Origin of the sequence: Vibrio japonicus, assembly GCF_024582835.1 — a bacterium.
Lineage (GTDB): Bacteria > Pseudomonadota > Gammaproteobacteria > Enterobacterales > Vibrionaceae > Vibrio > Vibrio japonicus.
Window position 1 is genome coordinate 451,825 of record NZ_CP102097.1, and the last position, 18,276, is coordinate 470,100.

Here is an 18,276-nt window from a genome sequence, read left to right on the forward strand (position 1 = left end):
GGTTGCGCATCCATTAAAGAAAATTGGAGAGAAACAATGAAAGGTGATATCGGTGTAATTGGCCTAGCAGTAATGGGTCAAAACCTTATCCTAAACATGAACGACCACGGCTTCAAAGTAGTCGCTCACAACCGTACGGCTGCAAAAGTTGACGAGTTCTTAGAAGGCCCAGCGAAAGGCACGAACATCGTTGGTGCTTACTCTCTAGAAGAGCTAGTAGAGAAACTAGAAGCGCCACGTAAAGTGATGCTAATGGTTCGCGCGGGTGACGTTGTAGACCAGTTCATCGACGCTCTAGTACCGCTACTAGACAAGGGCGACATCATCATCGACGGTGGTAACACAAACTACCCAGATACCAACCGCCGCGTTGCTGCACTGCGCGAAAAAGGCATCCACTTCATCGGTACTGGTGTATCTGGTGGCGAAGAAGGTGCACGTTTTGGTCCATCTATCATGCCTGGTGGCGCTCCTGAAGCTTGGGAAGCGGTTAAACCTATCTTCCAAGGCATCTCTGCAAAAACTGACGCTGGCGAGCCTTGTTGTGACTGGGTTGGTAACGACGGTGCAGGCCACTTCGTTAAGATGGTTCACAACGGCATCGAATACGGCGACATGCAGCTGATCACTGAAGCTTACCAGTTCATGAAAGACGGCCTTGGTATGTCTGCAGACGAAATGCAAGCAGTGTTCGCTGACTGGAACAAAACTGAGCTAGACAGCTACCTAGTAGAAATCACAGCTGACATCCTTGGCTACAAAGATGAAGACGGTGAAGCACTAGTTGAAAAGATCCTAGACACTGCTGGCCAAAAAGGTACAGGTAAATGGACGGGCATCAACGCTCTAGACCTAGGTATTCCGCTAACGCTAATCTCTGAGTCTGTATTCTCTCGTTGTCTGTCTGCACTAAAAGACCAACGTGTTGAAGCTGAGAAACTGTTTGGCAAGACAATCACTCCAGTTGAAGGTGATAAGCAAGAGTGGGTTGACGCACTTCGTCAGGCACTTCTAGCGTCGAAGATCATCTCTTACGCTCAAGGCTTTATGCTAATGCGCGAAGCATCTAACGAGAACGGTTGGGATCTAAACTACGGTAACGTAGCGCTAATGTGGCGTGGTGGTTGTATCATCCGCTCTGCATTCCTAGGCAACATCCGTGACGCGTATGAAGCAAACCCAGACATCGCATTCCTAGGTTCTGATGACTACTTCAAAGGCATCCTACTAAACAGCCTGAGTGCATGGCGCAAAGTGGCAGCGAAATCTCTAGAAGCAGGCATCCCTATGCCTTGTACTATCTCGGCACTATCATTCCTAGATGGTTACACCACAGCACGTCTGCCAGCAAACCTACTGCAAGCTCAGCGTGACTACTTCGGTGCTCACACTTACGAGCGTATCGACCGTGAGCGTGGTGAATTCTTCCACACTAACTGGACGGGTACAGGCGGTGACACAGCGTCTACCACTTACGACGTGTAATTATCACTCGTAATTTGAATCAAAACGCACTGCTTCGGTAGTGCGTTTTTGTCTGGATATAGCAGGAAAAGCAACATGGTAAACTGGCCGAGTATTTTGAAATTAGATGGCGATGAAGAGCTGATTTACCTCGCTGATCAAGATGCGTTTCTCGCCGATTGCGCGGAAATGATCATGCAGCGAGAAGATCGTCTAATCGATTCTGAGGGATATACCTTCTCGATCGAAAGCAATAACAACTCTATCGTCTTGTGCCCATGCAATGCTCAACTCGATGCAAAGCAAGTATCTACACTCATCCAAGAGCATGAGTTCGCGAATGCACAGGCATGCATAATTAAGATTCATTTCGCCAGCGTAGCTCAAGCGATTCAGGCACTAGCACACTAGTTTTGTTCTTATTTTCATTAAAAGCTCGACCCTCTACTCGTCATTTACCTCTTTGAATGTATTAGAATTATTATCTTTATCAGCCTATCGCGTGCTCAAGCAATTCACTCCACGCCAACATTCAAGGCTTTTCAAACCGTTATTCGTTCGGGTAAAATCCGTGACTCCCGTCACATTAGAGTATTTGTTCAACTCAATTCATATTGAGTTGTAATCATGGTTTTGGTGGGGAAAGAGGTGGAGAATGAGTGCTCACTTAATACTCACTGCTCCTCCTTGAATTAATTTCAAACGGAGGATGTTAGCCGATAGCATCTCCTTTAATTTGATTGTGCGGACTTAACCAGATGTTATGCGCCGCAAGAATTTAACGCTTACGAGCGGTGTATTAACTCACTGAGGTTCTACGATGACTATTAATAAGTACTTTGTTTTTGTTCCACAGGCACAGGAACACAAATTCGAAAAGGAAAATGAAGTGGTTTTAGAAAAGGAAGCTCAACGTCAAGCTTTGGTCAAACAGGCTCAAAAGGATGGCGGGTTGTAATAACAATCTTGTTCTTCCTAGCCACCGGAAACAGAAAAGGAGTACCAAATGTACTCCTTTTGTTTCTATCTCTCAGATGTATACATGGCGTTCAGATTAAGCGTATTTGCTGTGTTTCTCTATGACGACATCCGTTATCGCATTGACTACGCCCAGGCTCGCATCTTCTGCTTTTTCAACCGAGGTAAGTAGCTCACTTAGCACTTCATCATCGTTTAGCCAATCTTTCTTCACATGCTCCATCGCGGCACGAACATTTTCATGAACCGCTGCATGGCTTGATTCCATACGTTTATAAGCACTGAGATGACGGAAAGATTCATAACCTTGGCCGTTGTAGTACCACTGACCCAATCGACAGTTAAAGTGATCAACTTGCACCGCATCCGCTTCTGGGCCTTCGCCGTTTTTCTCTAAAGCAATGTAGCCGTTTTGCATGTAGACGACGTGATCCAATTTAACCAACGACGCGAATGACATGTCTTTGGTTGCAATAGCGAGCTGAATCGTCTCTTCAGACGCGATCGCAGCTTTATCGAAGCTATCGTGGAAGTGATCCACTTCTTTCGCAACAATGCTGGTTTGCTCTGACACTTCGCTCGTTTGAGAAACCACTTCGTCAATACGGCCCGTTAATGAGTTAATTGTCTGGCTAATGTCCTTCGTCGATTCGCGCGTTCTATCTGCAAGCAATCGCACTTCATCTGCCACGACAGCAAAACCACGCCCCACTTCACCTGCCCTCGCCGCTTCGATTGCTGCGTTAAGTGCTAGCAAGTTGGTTTGCTCTGCAATATTGGTGATCACATCAATGGTTTCTGAAATGCGTCCACTTTCTTCACCCAAAGCTTGCGCCGTAGATTCCATGCTTTGCATGCACGACGTCATGCTCGATAAGGCAACACGGATTTTCTCTGCTAATGCGCGGCTCTCTTCAGCACCATCTCGGCTTTCTGTTGCAATCTTCAGTACATCATCCATCTTACTGGACAGATTCACCAACTCCGCCTGGTTGTTTTTCAAGTTCCCCAGCAGGTTACCGGTATTAATTCGGTGAAGTTCACTTTTCAGGCGGTTCTGTCGACCAAAAATATTAACCTGATGCATCGACTCTATCGCATCATTGATTTTGTGCATCGTATTGGCAAAATCTTTGGGCATACCTTCAGGCATAAGTTTTCGGTAGTACTTGCCTTTACTTGTCGCTTCGAAGCTATTGGCCAACTCTCTTGAGTTAGTTTCAATGATGTCCAAAAAGTCGTTTAATGCCCATGCAACAAACCCGACCTCACCCAAGCCTTTTGTTTGAGTAATTCGCGCGTGCGTATTGCCATTTTTTGCAAGCACTAACACCTTATGAATACGCTCTAATGTTTCCATTGGACGCATGCTGTCGATATAAGCGTAAATGGCAAACATCACAACAAAAACAAGGATCACCGCTTCATAAACAGAAAAACCGTGATAATAGGCATTCAACCCGTACATGATGATTGTCGTAACCACGAAAACCGTACAGATAATTAGAAACTTTTGCCGTAACAGAGGCACATTCTTACTGGCGTGTTGTTTTTCCATTGTGTCCTCTCCTTTAGCGGTGTTTATTATACAAATCGATAACAAACTCTTCGTAGCTCATGCCGTGCAGCTGTTTTACCTTATCGACCATCGCATCCCATGACGCATCCGGTGAAGAGCTTCGCTCCATCGCATTCATATCAGAGTAGATTTTTTCTATTTCTTCTCTTGCTTTGCGAGGGGCATTACGACGTACCGAAAAGTAACCCACTAGCTTTTCATCTTCATAGTCGGGCGTCACGTTGGCGAATACCCAGTAGTACCCACCGTCAGCGGTCGTGTTTTTAACAAAACCAAAAAATTCCTCACCCGACTTTAGCGTTTTCCACAAGCCATGGAACACACCTTTAGGCATGTCTGGATGACGAATAATATTGTGATGCTGCCCTAAGAGTGCGGATTCAGGATAGTTAGACACTCGCATAAATACGCGGTTCGCGTACACAATGCGCCCCTGGGTGTCGGTTTTAGACATGATAAATTCGTCATGCCCGAAACTAACTTCTTGGTTTGATTGACTAGACAAGGTCGTATTCCTAACGAAGAAATGAACTTTTTTATTAGATGCTAAATAGAATAGAGACTTTATAACCTTTCGCAAGGCCCAACTTAAAATAAGGATATACTTATCAATTTTTTGCGTTCATTCCGCTTACAAAGAGCACAATAACCCTGCATTTTCATGAATCGACATCACATCAAACGCTTGCTGAGTCTTCTACTTCAGCATCCCAAGCTTTTTCAACTTACGATAGATGGTATTTCTACTGACGCCCAGTATTCGTGAGACTTTACTAATATTGCCATTATGGGCGTTGTATACATCGATAAGCGTATTGTTCACTGCCGACTGCAAATCCGCTGTTTCAAGCCCACCTTCCGTATTGTCTTTTTTATCAACCAAAAGTTTAGTTAGGTGAGTGGGGATATGTTCTAACTGAAGCTCTTCTCCATCTCCACCCATTAAGCAACTTACCTTAAGTAAATTGTCGAGCTCTCTTAAATTGCCTGGCCAATAATAATTGGAGAGTAACGCAAGCAACGAAGAGGAAAGCTTCTTCTGCGACCCACTGTATTTGTGGTAAATCGCATGAATGATTTCTTGTTTGTCTTGCCGAGTTCTTAACGGTGGTAAATGCACGATTAAACCATTTAACCGATAATAAAGATCCTGTCTAAAGTGTCCCTGTGACACCAATTTTTCTAAATCTTGATGAGTCGCGGCAATAATTTGGATGTCGACTTGGTGGCTTTCTGTCGAGCCGACGGGCACAACCACTTTATCTTGGAGGACAGACAACAACCGACATTGAGCTTCTAAAGGCATTTCACCAATTTCATCAAGGAATAAAATGCCTTTATCCGCCTGTCGGATACGCCCTAAATAGCCTTTTGCGCTCGCGCCTGTAAACGCCCCGGCTGCATGGCCAAAAAGTTCTGATTCAATCAGGTCTTTGGGCAAGGCTCCACAGTTTACCGTGACTAACGTTTCCTTACGGCGATTACTGTTTTTATGTAGGGCTTTGACAAACTCCCCCTTACCTACCCCTGTTTCACCCAAAATAAGAAGGCTGATGTCTTTGCCCAAAACGCGATTGGCTTGTTGCCATGCGGTTTCAATCTGGTGATCGCCAAAATGAAGATCGCTAGAAGCGCTCACCAATTTGCTTCGAGGGTTTTTGTGTTTTAAAGCTCGCTGCTCATACACAAAACTCGGGCCTTTTTTTGATTCTTCTAATAGCTCATCCACCGATGCGCCTATCAGACTGGGTGACGACATTAATTGCGAAGCGAGTTGATTGTGCGCGACAACTTGTCCACTCTCATTGGCGATAATAATCCCCTGCCAACCCGAAGTAAGAACGGATTTGTCCATTGCAAGGTCGATTTGAAGGACCCCTTCGGGTATCTGCGACAAAAGACGATTTTCAACTAGCTGAACCATATTCTGAACGAGCAGTTGCGCCATAACATCGTGCTCAGTCTGTTCACTGGTCACATCCAATACGCCCACCAGCTCAGCTTTGTGGTTGAATAACGGGCTCGCTGAGCAGCTAATAAAACGGTGATGTTTAATGTAGTGTTGGTTACCGACGATAGTCACCGCGCGCTGATCGTGCAGTGCAGTACCAATCGCATTAGTGCCCTTTATGCGCTCTTGCCAGCAGGCACCTGAACTCAGTGATATGGTCGTCAGTTTGTCGCGAAATCGCTGTTGTCCCCAACTTGCAACAACAACACCTTCGGCATCGGTCAAAATCAAACGACTATCACTACGAGCGAAGACTTGATTGAACAAAGGCAGTGCGCACTCTTCTACCGCATTGATCACATGCTGTGCATCAAAGCGTCTTTGTTGCATCACTGCGCCAGTGAGCATGGCGTCACTCGGTTTTTTGATCTCTTTTAAACCGGCTTCTCGACTTCTGTCCCAAGATGACGCTAACCAATCACTGATATGTAGAGTCTGTAAATCCATAGTTGTCCCACTTATGAACAATTTCAGTGTGTCATTTTGGAACACTTGAACATCAAATTAACATTTTTCTCGCTTTCGACATTCACCAAACAACACTGTTTAAGCCTTGTTAACTCTAGCTTTTCATCAAATGTACAACAAGTTTTTAACATCTGGCCTGTGATTTGCGTTACCTAATCTGAACAAAAAAATGCACCACGAGTGTTGATAGCGTTTTAAGTAAGTTGTTGCTCAATATATGCCCATACAAACGTGAACGAAAACTTGCTTAGAACGGTATCTAAAAAAACATGAACGAGAAACAATAAGGATATTTCTATGATTTACGCACAACCAGGCAGCCCTGAATCTGTAGTTCAATTTAAGTCACACTATGACAACTTTATTGGCGGTGAATGGGTTAAACCGGTAGGTGGGGAGTATTTTGATAACATTTCTCCAGTCAATGGCCAGCCTTACTGTAAAGTTGCACGATCTGGTGAGGCCGACATCGCTCTAGCATTGGATGCCGCGCACAAGGTCAAAGCGTCTTGGGCAACCACCAGCGTAACGGAACGCTCTAACATTCTGCTTAAAATCGCTGATCGTATCGAAGCTAACCTAGAAGAGCTGGCGGTTGCGGAAACGTGGGAAAATGGTAAACCAGTACGCGAAACCCTAGCAGCCGACCTTCCGTTGGTTGTTGACCACTTCCGTTACTTTGCTGGCTGTATCCGCGCTCAAGAAGGCAGTGCCGCTGAGCTAGATGCCACGACGGCAAGTTACCATTTCCCTGAGCCGATTGGCGTTGTTGGTCAGATCATTCCATGGAACTTCCCTATGCTAATGGCAGCATGGAAACTGGCTCCTGCACTTGCAGCAGGCTGTTGTATCATCCTTAAACCAGCTGAGCAGACTCCGACGTCTATTCTTGTTCTTATGGAGAAGATCGGTGATCTACTTCCAGCAGGCGTACTTAACGTAGTTAACGGCTACGGCCGTGAAGCAGGTGAAGCGCTAGCAACCAGCAACCGTATCGCAAAATTAGCATTTACTGGCTCTACACAAGTGGGTAACCACATTCTGAAGTGTGCGGCGGATAACCTCATCCCATCCACCGTTGAGCTTGGTGGTAAATCTCCAAACATTTACTTCTCAGATATCTTCGATCACGAAGACGAGTACCTAGATAAGTGTATCGAAGGTACGCTGCTAGGCTTCTTCAACCAAGGCGAAGTATGTACTTGTCCTTCTCGCGTGTTGGTACACGAAGCGATTTACGACAAGTTTGTGGCGAAACTGACTGAACGTGCGAAGCTAATTAAACAAGGTAACCCGCTCGATACCGATACCCAAGTCGGTGCTCAGGCTTCTCAGGAGCAGTTCGATAAGATCCTAAGCTACCTAGAAATCGGCCGCCAAAGGGGCAAGAGTGGTGTTTGGTGGCGGCGTATCTGAACAGCCTGACTCTATCAAACAAGGTTACTACATCCAGCCAACTATGTTGGAAGGCCACAACAAGATGCGCATCTTCCAAGAAGAAATTTTTGGCCCAGTGATCGCCATCACCAAGTTCAAAGATGAAGCAGAAGCGCTGGAAATCGCGAACGACACTGAATACGGCCTAGGTGCGGGTGTTTGGACTCGTGACGCAAACGTAGCATACCGCATGGGACGCAAGATCGAGGCAGGTCGTATCTGGATCAACTGCTACCACGCCTACCCTGCACACGCAGCATTTGGTGGCTACAAGAAATCAGGCATTGGACGCGAAACGCATAAGATGATGCTGGATCACTACCAAAATACGAAGAACTTACTGATCAGTTACGATATAAACCCACTCGGTTTCTTCTAACGACTGATTTCTTCTAAATAGTTGAACGGTAACGGGTGTCTTTAAGACGCCCGTTTTTCTTTTGACTCTTTGTACTTATCAAATAAATACAGAGCCACACTGATGACTAATGCGAGTACTGAAACAGTAAACAAAATGGGCATCTTTAATATCCACGCCAGTGTCGCCGTCAAAAACGCAATAAACAATATCATGCGGCTGTTAGACATAATTCGGCCTAATTTTCTGCTCATAACGCCTCCTATTTTTAAGGAATCAAAAATTAAACTTAGCAATGCACTGCTTCATTGCATACCTTAATTTTCGCACCGATAGACGAAATAACGACCTAAATTATTATCAAATGTTATCACTGTGTGATTTAGCCCGTACCTTTGACATGGGCAACGGCAACTAGCAGGCAATGTATTGATTAGCGTCAACGGTATCTAAATATTGCCTACGAATATCAATAAATAATTCAAGATTATTGAGCAGCACATCGACACACTCTGGATCAAACATTTTTCCTGTTTGCTGCTCCACGTACTCCACCACACGCTCAATATCCCAAGCTGGCTTATAAGCCCTTCGGCTAAGAAGCGCATCAAACACATCGGCTAATGTCACAATCCTCGCTTCCAGAGGGATAGACTCTTTGCAAAGTGCATCTGGTAATCCAGATCCATCAAACTGTTCGTGATGGTGCCTGACAATATTTTTGATAAGCTGAGTTTCACCTTCAGAGATTAAATGCGTGCCAGAGAGCGAGATCACTTCGTCGATAATTTTTTCACCATAAATTGTGTGATTATTCATGACTAAGCGCTCTTCAGGCGTAAAACGTCTGGTGCTGTATAGGATATCGTCTGGGATCATGTACTTCCCGATATCGTGTAATGGCGCGTATTGCCTGATTCTATGAATAAACTGATGGCTGATGTCAGCACCATTTTCAGACAATATTCGAGCAATCAGCTCACTATAGATACCCATTCGAATCAGGTGTTCTTTGGTTTCCGGGTCTCTTGCATGCCCCATATTTAATGCGATATCTAGCGAAGAGCGGAGGTGTCTTTGATCTTGATAGAGCTGAATAAACAAATGTGCGACGGTCTGAGACAGATAAGCTCAATCTCTCGCCACAATCTCTTGATTAAAATAACTAGACTGAGAAGCGTTAATAAAGATAAAACCAATGGTTTCCCCGTGGTGGGAGATGGGGAAGGTGTAGCTGCTGCGATGTCCTTTACTTATCAATTCACTGATGCGTTCGGTCTGAGTCATTTCGCTGAGTTCATCGATAATCCGAATAGTCGACGTAAATGCAATGCTCCCAAGTGATGTTGCGCTCTTAAGTTGATGCTCTTTATAGTCATGCTCTCCCACTTCAGACAATCTGTCTTGAACGTAATAGTTGGAGACCGTCTTATCCACAATCAAAGCGACGGAAAATCGAGACAGCTTGCTAAAGCCTGTGCTAGCCAGCTTATAGATAAGATCCAACTTCAAAACAATATCGATGTCTTGAGAAACAATTTTATTCAACGCTGAATAATCAAGCATGTGATACCTAGCCTTGGGATGAATTAAGAATTTTTGGAGCAACACCTCAAATCTAGAGTGAAATTTATCAAACAAATAACATATCAATCACAAGCATATGTCTAAATTTAGAATTTCATCATAATTATTATGGTTAAAATGCAATAAACAGCACATCATTCCATGACGATTGAAACGATTTATCGCGCGAGAAAATAGACATCGACAAAGAAATAGATCGTCATCGAGATACTGGAAAAAGCGATAAAAGCTCTGACATGCTGTTGCTTAATATTTCTGGAGACATTCGCGGCAACGTACCCGCCTAACAAGGTACCCGCCATCACAACAACCCCGCGATTCCAGTCAATGGCACCTTCCAATACAAACACCGCAATCGCGACGAGCGACACACTTGAAGAGACCAACAGTTTTAGACCGTTCATCTGATTGATGTCCTTGTACCCTGCCAGCACCAAGTAACTCAGTACAATAACCCCGAGTCCGGCATTGAAAAAACCGCCATACGCAGACACAAAAACAAGGCTTAAGACTAAAACAAGCGATCCCCATCGAGAACTTATTGACGCACGTTGAGCCACCTTAGTGACCATACCACTCACTTTAGGACCGAAGATAAAAAGCAACGTTGCAAAAAGTAACAGCCAAGGAATGGCTTCCAGAAACAGCGTTTCCGAAATGTTCAACAGTAGATAAGCGCCAATAACGCCGCCAATCAAACTCCAAACAACGGTATATGCAATAACATCTGGGTGCTGTGCGATGTCTTTTCTAAATCCATAAGCACCACTTAAGTAGCCCGCACATGCAGCAAAAGTATTGGTTGCATTGGCGATGATCGGGGGCACGCCAACAAACAATAACGACGGGAAGGTAATAAAGCTTCCACCACCAGCAACGCTATTAAGAACACCTCCAAGTACGCCAGCAACAAATAAGAGAATCCATTCCATAGTGTATTCACATGACCATTTTGTAATTGTAATGTAAACCACTGTAATATTTGTTTAAATTTCGAACAAGCCATAATATCCCTTACAGTGACGCTACGCAGGTCAAAGAAAGGTTGCTCAAAGCAAAGAAAGCGCCATATCTTTCCAGTCTTCTAGTTCATTTCGATAGTGCTGAATTTGCTGGGGTGTTGCGGAATTCACCATTTTGACAAAGTAACGCGCAGAAATACCTTGGTTGTGCTCGCGCTTTGCTAATAATGGGTCAGAAAAATAACGATTAGGATTGAACAACAGTTGGTTTAAATGGTTGGAAAAGTAGGACGAATCCTGTCGCTTGTTGAGTAGCTCATTGATCACAATACGCATCTTGGTTTGGTGCTTGATCCAGTCCGGTTGCGTGACAAGCATATGTTCGCTCCACTCGGTAACTATTGCTTCTTGATCTCTAGTGAGTGGACCAAACCATTCTTCAAAATTCTCTTCAATCTTTTGTGCGTAGATAGATTGCACTTCATTAGGAGGTAAGTCTTTATACTTCTTTTTATAGCGAGTATGCCTGACACGAATACTATTCATGAGCTCCTCTACTTGTTCGTCTGTCAGTTGCTTCGCCAGTTCTACCACTTCTGGCTCAATTTTCTGCAATACCCTGTCGCTATGAATTTTGATCTTTTTCTGCTGTGCTTCTAAATCTTCGATCGAAAATGTTTGGGGGTTCAGTGCAATCAGCTCATCAAGGTGTTCGATATAATGCGGCAATTCGCTACCTGTATGCCATTTCATCAATGCTTTTACTTTGTTCCTAACGACCGATTCCTGCTCATCGTTAAGCTCTACAAAGTCATCCAGATAACTTACCGCCAACCAATCTAATTTGTTGTAGATAAATTTAGCGCTACACCCAGCGAGCAGCACACAGATTAATGCCAACAATCCCCAGCGTTTCATAGCAACTCCTGCTTCATAGTGGCTCCTAAATTCACAAACTCCTCTCATCGTTACTATAGCACTGCAGCTATTTGAGGATATTTTTTGCAGCAATTTGTGGGCTATCCGCACAAGGCACGATGTAAGATGCCGTTGTTCAACCTAGCGACTAAAAAGGTTATCTCTTGATGAGTGAAAGACCTAACCTAGCTTTATCGACAAACAGGTGGGCAAAGACGCCACAAAATATTTAGAACTCGAATAATTTTAACTCATCGAAATATCGATGCGATTTTTGTATATACGTGTGTTATCATCGCCCAACTTTGACGCACCTCACGGTTTTAATGAAAAACAATGAGGACAAATGCACGTTTTGTTGTTATCGACAAACCACAAAAAAGCGAACTTTTAGATGTCTAACATTACGCAGTCAGTCAGCAGTCTCTCTCACTCGGGATCTGTTGATGCGGCGGCTAACACAGTTTCTCCATCCTCCGACTTTATTAACAAACTCGAACTCAACAACCCCGTATTCTGGATAAGCGGCAGCTTTCTTACTCTGTTTGTGCTTCTGGCCGTAACCAACTCAGCAGGGCTGACTCAGCTAGTCAACACGGGTTTTGGCTATGCAACAGAGTACTTCGGTGCATTTTGGCAAGTGCTTCTTCTGTTGAATTTCCTCATTGGCCTTGTCATCGCGTTCGGACGTACTGGCTATGTCCGTTTAGGTGGTTTAGCCATGCCTGATATCGACACATTTAAGTGGATATCTATCATTTTATGTACGTTGCTGGCTGGTGGCGGGGTATTTTGGGCAGCGGCAGAGCCTATTGCTCACTTTGTTACCGCTCCCCCACTCTACGGTGAAGCGCTGCCAAAAACGGCGGCGATCAACGCGTTGTCTCAATCTTTCATGCATTGGGGCTTCTTAGCTTGGGCCATTCTTGGCTGCCTGTCTTCTATCGTTTTAATGCATCTGCATTATGATAAAGGCTTACCACTTAAACCTCGTACCCTGCTATATCCAATCTTTGGTGACAAAGCGATAAACGGCTGGATCGGTACTGTCGCTGACGCATGCAGTATCATCGCAGTTGCTGCAGGTACTATCGGACCAATTGGCTTTTTAGGGCTGCAAATCAGTTACGCGCTTAATTCTTTGTTTGGTGTGCCTGATACGTTTGCGACACAATGCATGGTTGTCCTTTTCGCCATCGCTATGTACACGCTATCTGCACTGAGTGGTGTCAGCCGAGGCATACAGCTCGTCAGCCGTTACAACATCATCCTTTCAGTTCTCCTTATTGGATACCTGTTGTTCTTTGGGCCAACCAGCTTTATCGTTGATGGTTACGTTCAAGGCGTCGGTCGCATGGTCGACAACTTTGTCCCGATGGCGCTGTTCCGCGGTGATACTGGCTGGTTAAGTTGGTGGACAGTATTCTTCTGGGGTTGGTTTATCGGTTACGGGCCTATGATGGCGATCTTTATTGCTCGTATCTCTCGTGGCCGCACAATTCGCCAACTTATCCTGTCGGTAAGTATTGCTGCTCCGCTCATTACCTGTTTCTGGTTTAGTATCGTCGGCGGCAGTGGGCTTGCGTTTGAACTCGAAAATCCCGGTCTGATCTCTAGTGCGTTTGAAGGCTTTAACCTTCCTGCTGTATTGCTCGCCATCACGGGTGAATTGCCATTCCCAGTGATTGTTTCAGTTCTCTTTCTGATCCTTACGACGACATTTATCGTTACAACTGGTGACTCGATGACGTACACCATCAGTGTTGTCATGACAGGCTCGACAGAACCTAATGCGGTTATTCGCTCGTTTTGGGGCGTGATGATGGGTGCTGTGGCAATTGCTTTGATTTCGATGGGGTCAGGCGGCATTTCTGCTCTGCAATCATTCATCGTGATTACCGCCGTACCAGTCTCGTTCATTCTTGTACCGAGTATTTGGAAAGCGCCGAAAATCGCAAACCAGATGGCAAAAGATCAAGGAATCATCTAAGTTGCAAGGCTCTTCCCCTGATGGGAAGAGCCTTATTTTTTACTGTCTATCCGAATCATGACCGCATCAGGTCGCCAATATTCAAATTCACAGTCCATCAACTCTCCATCCTGCTTATAGTTAACTCGACAGATTTTGAGCACAGGTTGCCCTTCTGCTAGGTTCAGTGCTTTTGCAACATGTGCTGGTGCAGAGGTCGGGATAACATCGAATCGGGAACGTTCCGTTTCATAGCCATATTGCTCTCGAAATAACCCCGTTAATGACAAAGTCAGGTTTTGGGACAAAACGCCTTCGAACAAATCCACTTTCAGCACGTTTTCAACAAACAAGACCGCTCGACCATCTATGTAGCGCAGACGTTCGATCACGTGAACTTTGGTCATCGTTCTAAGTTCAAGAGCCTTTGAATACTCCTCTGCTGCAATCTCTGTACGAACATTGATTAGCTTGGTTTCCGCAATTCGGTGCTGCTCTCGAATCATTTGGTGGAAGTGAGAACGCGAAAGCGGGTTATATTGAATTCGCTCTGGTGATACGTACCAGCCTCTTCGCTCTTCACGATAAATTAGCCCTTCTGTCTCTAACGAAACTAACGCATCTTTAACTGTAATACGTGTCGTAGAGAACAGCTCACTCAACTCCCGTTCTGATGGTAATTTCTGCCCTTCATTGATAACGCCCGCCACTATCTGTTCTCTCAAACTGTTTTTTATTTTGCTGAGTTGCGTCATGGGGGCTATTGATTGAGTACTCATTCCTGACCTAGTCCAACGAAATATTCGCCACAAAGTAATCCATCTAGATAACAAAAATATGACAACAATGAATCGCTTACAAAATCAGCCGTTGAAATATTTCCGACACGAAATTTCACCAAAACTGTCAAATTAATTGCGATAAAACGTCACATTCCACCCATAGGATACAAAACGAACTAACTGACCTAGTCCAGAAGGATGGAGACAATGAAAACTTTGCTTAGTCGTTCCACTGCACTCTCTGCAGCGCTACTTGCAACTACCTTTGCTACACACACTTTCGCAAAAGATGCGGATCTACAATCACTGATCGAAGCAGCGCAAAAAGAAGGCGCGGTCTACAGTGTGGGAATGCCAGACAGTTGGGCAAACTGGAAAGGCACGTGGGAAGATTTGAAATCAAACTACGGGCTCACTCACCAAGATACAGACATGAGCTCAGCACAAGAAATCGCGAAATTTGAAGCAGAGAAAAAGAAAGCGACTGCCGATATTGGTGACGTTGGCTTTGCATTTGCGCGTGTTGCCGTGAAAAAAGGCGTCACTCAGCCATACAAGCCAACGACTTGGAATGAGATTCCAGATTGGGCAAAAGACAAAGATGGCCACTGGGCACTGGCTTATACAGGTACGATTGCATTTATCACTAACAACAACTTAGTGAAAAACGCACCTAAGTCTTGGGATGACCTGCTAAAAGGCGATTATAAAATCACTGTGGGTGATGTCGGTGTTGCCGCACAAGCAAACAACGCAGTGTTAGCGGCCGCTTTTGCTAAAGGAGGAGATGAGTCTAACCTGAAACCTGCGCTTAAGTTCTTTGGTGAATTAGCGAAACAAAAACGCCTGTCGTTTACTGACCCGAGCATCGCTAACCTCGAAAAAGGTGAAGTAGAAGTCGCCATCATGTGGGATTTCAACGCACTAAATTACCGTGACCAAATTGACCGCGACCGCTTTACCGTAACCATTCCTCAAGACGGTTCTGTGATTTCTGGTTACACCACCATCATCAACAAATATGCGCAAAACCCGAATGCCGCAAAACTGGCTCGTGAATACATTTTCAGTGACCAAGGCCAGATCAACCTTGCTGAAGGTTACGCTCGTCCAATCCGCAGCAACGTAACGCTTCCAAAGTCAGTAAAAGACAAACTGATTGCGAACGACCAGTACACCAACGTACATCCGGTAACGGACTTTAATGCGTGGGAAAAATCGGCTCGCAAGTTGCCACGCCAATGGCAAGAAAGCGTTTTAATCCACCAGCAATAAGAGATCACTATGAGCAATAAGGTCATCCTTGTTGTTCTAGATGGACTGAACTATCAGGTAGCCCGCGATTGCATGGGCTACCTTAACGGTCTATTAGAGCAACACCGCGCCACACTTTACCCGATTCAATGCGAGCTTCCTTCCATGTCTCGGCCGCTGTACGAATGCATCATAACGGGAGTACGACCAGTCGAAAGTGGCATTGTGAACAATCACGTTGTGCGTTTGTCGAATCAAGATTCCATTTTCAGCCTTGCAACTTCACAAGGTAAGTCAACAGCCGCAGCGGCATACCATTGGGTGAGCGAGTTATACAATCGAGCCCCATACGATGCCGTGCGTGACCGCATGACTCATGATGAATCACTGAATATTCAACACGGCTGTTTTTATCATTGGGATCACTACCCAGATGAAGCACTGTTCTTAGATGCAGAGCACTTGCGCCAAACATATAACCCAGACTTTCTACTCATCCATCCGATGAATATTGATGATATGGGGCACAAGTTTGGTCTCGATTCTCGTCAATATCGAAACAGTGCGCGAGGCGCTGACATCTATTTGTCGAATTATATTGAGCGATGGTTGGAAGAAGGTTATCAAATCATCATCACCAGTGATCACGGGATGAACAACGATCTTTCTCACGGCGGCATTTTACCCGAAGAAAGAGAAGTGCCGTTCTTCGTAATTGGCGATAAGTTCACTCATCAAGAGTGCCAAGTTAACCAGACGGATATTTGTGGCATCGTCTGCCAGCTTTTGGGACTTGAGCACAGCAAACCCTACTCTCAGAAATTGTTAGCACTATGAGCAGCCCAGCACTATCCCAAACACGCAAAAGATCAGCAACCAAAGATTTAAGCGCGCTGATACGTCTTAAACCGCTTATTTGGTTAATGCCATTTGCTCTGTTTTTTTACCTTTTCCAGTTAGCACCAATGATTTGGGTGTTCATCAATAGTTTTATATACGAAGAGACGTTCTCTTTTGAAAACTATCTAGAAATACTCGGCTCTGGTTTTATGATGCAGGCCTTTGGCAATAGTTTGTGGCTTGCCGTTTGGTCGAGCTTGATCGGCCTTGTCATCGCCACCACTTTGGTGTCTTCATTGCGCCGCGTCAATTCAAGAATTCGTGATGGCGTTATTGCCTTTACTAACATGAGCAGCAACTTTGCCGGTGTTCCACTTTCGTTTGCGTTTATTATCATTCTTGGCACAAACGGGGCCATTACCCTCTTGCTCAAACAGTACGGATTGCTGGGCGACTTCGACCTTTACGGAAAATGGGGATTACTGGCGATTTACATCTACTTTCAGATCCCACTGGCAGTTTTGCTGCTCTACCCTGCTTTCGATGCACTCAGCGATGATTGGCAAGCCGCAGCTGCTCTGTTGGGCGCAAAAACGTCTCAGTACTGGACCAGAATCGCACTGCCTGTTCTATCACCCGCCCTACTCGGTACATTTATCATCTTGATTGCGAATGCCGTGGGTGCTTACGCCAGTGTCTACGCATTAACCTCAGGTAACTACAACGTCATTACCATTCGAATCGCGAGCCTTGTTTCTGGTGACTTGTTCTTAGAGCCTAATTTAGCCGCCGCGATTTCGGTGCTGCTTATGGTACTGCTCGTCTTTATCACCTTTATCAATCAATGGCTTATTTCCAAGAGCTACGCAGGGAAGAAATCCAATGCAAAACACTAATACTGCTTTTCATAAGACCGTGGTCTATTCGATAGTCGGTATTATGTTGATCCCAATTCTAGCGACGTTTATCTACTCAATTTCTTCGCGCTGGGGAGCTACCATCCTACCCGATGGATTTACTTTAGATTGGTATGCAAAACTGCTCACAGACCCACGCTTTATTGAGTCGTTTGGCCGTTCGCTGTTTATCTGCTTGGCTTCACTCGCCCTTAGTGTTGTCTTAATTCTTCCGGCTATTTTTGTGGTGTTTTACTACTTCCCTAAACTCGACAAGGTGATGAATCTACTCATCTTGATCCCGTTTGCGGTTCCACCTGTGGTTTCCTCTGTAGGGTTACTTCAGCTCTATGCTGATAGTGACGTGTCGTTGGTGGGTACTCCTTGGATTTTGATCGGCACCTACTTTACGATTGCACTGCCGTTCATGTATCGCGCGATTTCGAATAGCTTTGAAGCCATCAACTTACACGATCTTATGGATGCCGCTCACTTACTCGGTGCTAGCACCTCAAAGGCGTTTTTGCTGATCATTCTACCGAATGTGAAAAAAGGCCTAATGGCATCGTTATTCTTATCATTTTCGTTCCTATTAGGTGAGTTTGTGTTTGCCAACATTTTAGTTGGGACGCGCTATGAAACACTGCAAATCTACCTATACAACATGCGTCAAACCAGCGGCCATTTTACCTCTGCACTGGTTATGACCTACTTTCTGTTTATTTTCTTACTGACTTGGCTAGCAAGTCGCTTTAGCCGAGGAGCGCACTAAT

The 18,276-nt window shown here is 45.0% G+C and carries 15 protein-coding genes and 2 pseudogenes; 9 read left to right on the forward strand and 8 right to left on the reverse strand.

Annotation, left to right across the window (positions count from 1 at the left end; translation table 11 throughout):
• The first annotated feature begins 36 nt into the window (after positions 1-36).
• The 3 genes from gnd (at position 37) to NP165_RS15205 (ending at position 2,422) form a co-directional block, all read left to right on the forward strand.
• Entirely contained in the window at positions 37-1,485 is a 1,449-nt protein-coding gene (gnd, locus tag NP165_RS15195) for a decarboxylating NADP(+)-dependent phosphogluconate dehydrogenase (protein ID WP_257086604.1), read from the forward strand.
• A 75-nt stretch (positions 1,486-1,560) separates the two neighbouring features.
• On the forward strand, positions 1,561-1,875 hold the full coding sequence (locus NP165_RS15200; protein ID WP_257086605.1) for a DUF4144 family protein: 315 nt from the start codon (positions 1,561-1,563) through the stop codon (positions 1,873-1,875).
• Positions 1,876-2,284: 409 nt separating this feature from the next.
• Positions 2,285-2,422, forward strand: coding sequence for a hypothetical protein (locus NP165_RS15205; protein WP_257086606.1), 138 nt, complete (start codon positions 2,285-2,287; stop codon positions 2,420-2,422).
• 96 nt (positions 2,423-2,518) lie between these two features.
• On the opposite strand, the gene NP165_RS20005 is transcribed toward NP165_RS15205, so the two are convergent.
• The 3 genes from NP165_RS20005 to NP165_RS15225 form a co-directional block, all read right to left on the reverse strand.
• Positions 2,519-4,000 carry a methyl-accepting chemotaxis protein gene (locus NP165_RS20005; protein ID WP_306439764.1) on the reverse strand — a complete coding sequence of 494 codons (1,482 nt, stop codon included), beginning with the start codon at positions 3,998-4,000 and terminating at the stop codon, positions 2,519-2,521.
• A 13-nt stretch (positions 4,001-4,013) separates the two neighbouring features.
• Positions 4,014-4,526 (reverse strand): PAS domain-containing protein, encoded by a 513-nt coding sequence (locus NP165_RS15220; protein WP_257086607.1) that lies wholly within the window; start codon positions 4,524-4,526, stop codon positions 4,014-4,016.
• Positions 4,527-4,718: 192 nt separating this feature from the next.
• On the reverse strand, positions 4,719-6,479 hold the full coding sequence (locus NP165_RS15225; RefSeq protein ID WP_257086608.1) for a sigma-54-dependent Fis family transcriptional regulator: 1,761 nt from the start codon (positions 6,477-6,479) through the stop codon (positions 4,719-4,721).
• A gap of 318 nt (positions 6,480-6,797) precedes the next feature.
• Here NP165_RS15225 and exaC point away from each other — a divergent pair.
• Positions 6,798-8,316 (forward strand): annotated as a pseudogene (gene exaC / locus NP165_RS15230) (acetaldehyde dehydrogenase ExaC).
• 41 nt (positions 8,317-8,357) lie between these two features.
• On the opposite strand, the gene NP165_RS15235 reads toward exaC, so the two are convergent.
• The 4 genes and pseudogenes from NP165_RS15235 to NP165_RS15250 form a co-directional block, all read right to left on the reverse strand.
• Positions 8,358-8,549 carry a hypothetical protein gene (locus NP165_RS15235; RefSeq protein WP_257086609.1) on the reverse strand — a complete coding sequence of 64 codons (192 nt, stop codon included), beginning with the start codon at positions 8,547-8,549 and terminating at the stop codon, positions 8,358-8,360.
• Between the two features lie 160 nt (positions 8,550-8,709).
• Positions 8,710-9,861 (reverse strand): annotated as a pseudogene (locus NP165_RS15240) (HD-GYP domain-containing protein).
• Positions 9,862-10,040: 179 nt separating this feature from the next.
• Positions 10,041-10,814, reverse strand: coding sequence for a sulfite exporter TauE/SafE family protein (locus NP165_RS15245; protein ID WP_257086610.1), 774 nt, complete (start codon positions 10,812-10,814; stop codon positions 10,041-10,043).
• Positions 10,815-10,931: 117 nt separating this feature from the next.
• Positions 10,932-11,762: a DUF6279 family lipoprotein gene (locus tag NP165_RS15250; RefSeq protein ID WP_257086611.1), complete on the reverse strand. Its 831-nt coding sequence runs from the start codon at positions 11,760-11,762 to the stop codon at positions 10,932-10,934.
• 394 nt (positions 11,763-12,156) lie between these two features.
• Between NP165_RS15250 and NP165_RS15255 the strand changes: the two genes are divergently transcribed.
• On the forward strand, positions 12,157-13,752 hold the full coding sequence (locus NP165_RS15255) for a BCCT family transporter (RefSeq protein WP_257086612.1): 1,596 nt from the start codon (positions 12,157-12,159) through the stop codon (positions 13,750-13,752).
• A 32-nt stretch (positions 13,753-13,784) separates the two neighbouring features.
• Here the strand turns inward: NP165_RS15255 and NP165_RS15260 are convergent, their stop codons facing one another.
• Positions 13,785-14,510 (reverse strand): UTRA domain-containing protein, encoded by a 726-nt coding sequence (locus NP165_RS15260; protein ID WP_257086613.1) that lies wholly within the window; start codon positions 14,508-14,510, stop codon positions 13,785-13,787.
• Positions 14,511-14,720: 210 nt separating this feature from the next.
• On the opposite strand from NP165_RS15260, the gene NP165_RS15265 reads away from it, so the two are divergent.
• From NP165_RS15265 to NP165_RS15280, 4 genes are read left to right on the forward strand one after another with little or no spacing between them, the layout of a single operon-like run.
• Positions 14,721-15,788 (forward strand): ABC transporter substrate-binding protein, encoded by a 1,068-nt coding sequence (locus NP165_RS15265; RefSeq protein WP_257086614.1) that lies wholly within the window; start codon positions 14,721-14,723, stop codon positions 15,786-15,788.
• Positions 15,789-15,797: 9 nt separating this feature from the next.
• A complete protein-coding gene (locus NP165_RS15270; protein ID WP_257086615.1) occupies positions 15,798-16,604 on the forward strand; it encodes an alkaline phosphatase family protein in 807 nt (268 codons plus the stop codon).
• Positions 16,601-17,503 (forward strand): ABC transporter permease, encoded by a 903-nt coding sequence (locus NP165_RS15275; RefSeq protein WP_257086616.1) that lies wholly within the window; start codon positions 16,601-16,603, stop codon positions 17,501-17,503. Before NP165_RS15270 ends, NP165_RS15275 begins: the two co-directional genes overlap by 4 nt.
• Positions 17,490-18,275 carry an ABC transporter permease gene (locus NP165_RS15280; RefSeq protein WP_257086617.1) on the forward strand — a complete coding sequence of 262 codons (786 nt, stop codon included), beginning with the start codon at positions 17,490-17,492 and terminating at the stop codon, positions 18,273-18,275. The genes NP165_RS15275 and NP165_RS15280 overlap by 14 nt, the downstream gene beginning before the upstream one ends.
• The last annotated feature ends 1 nt before the right edge of the window (position 18,276 follow it).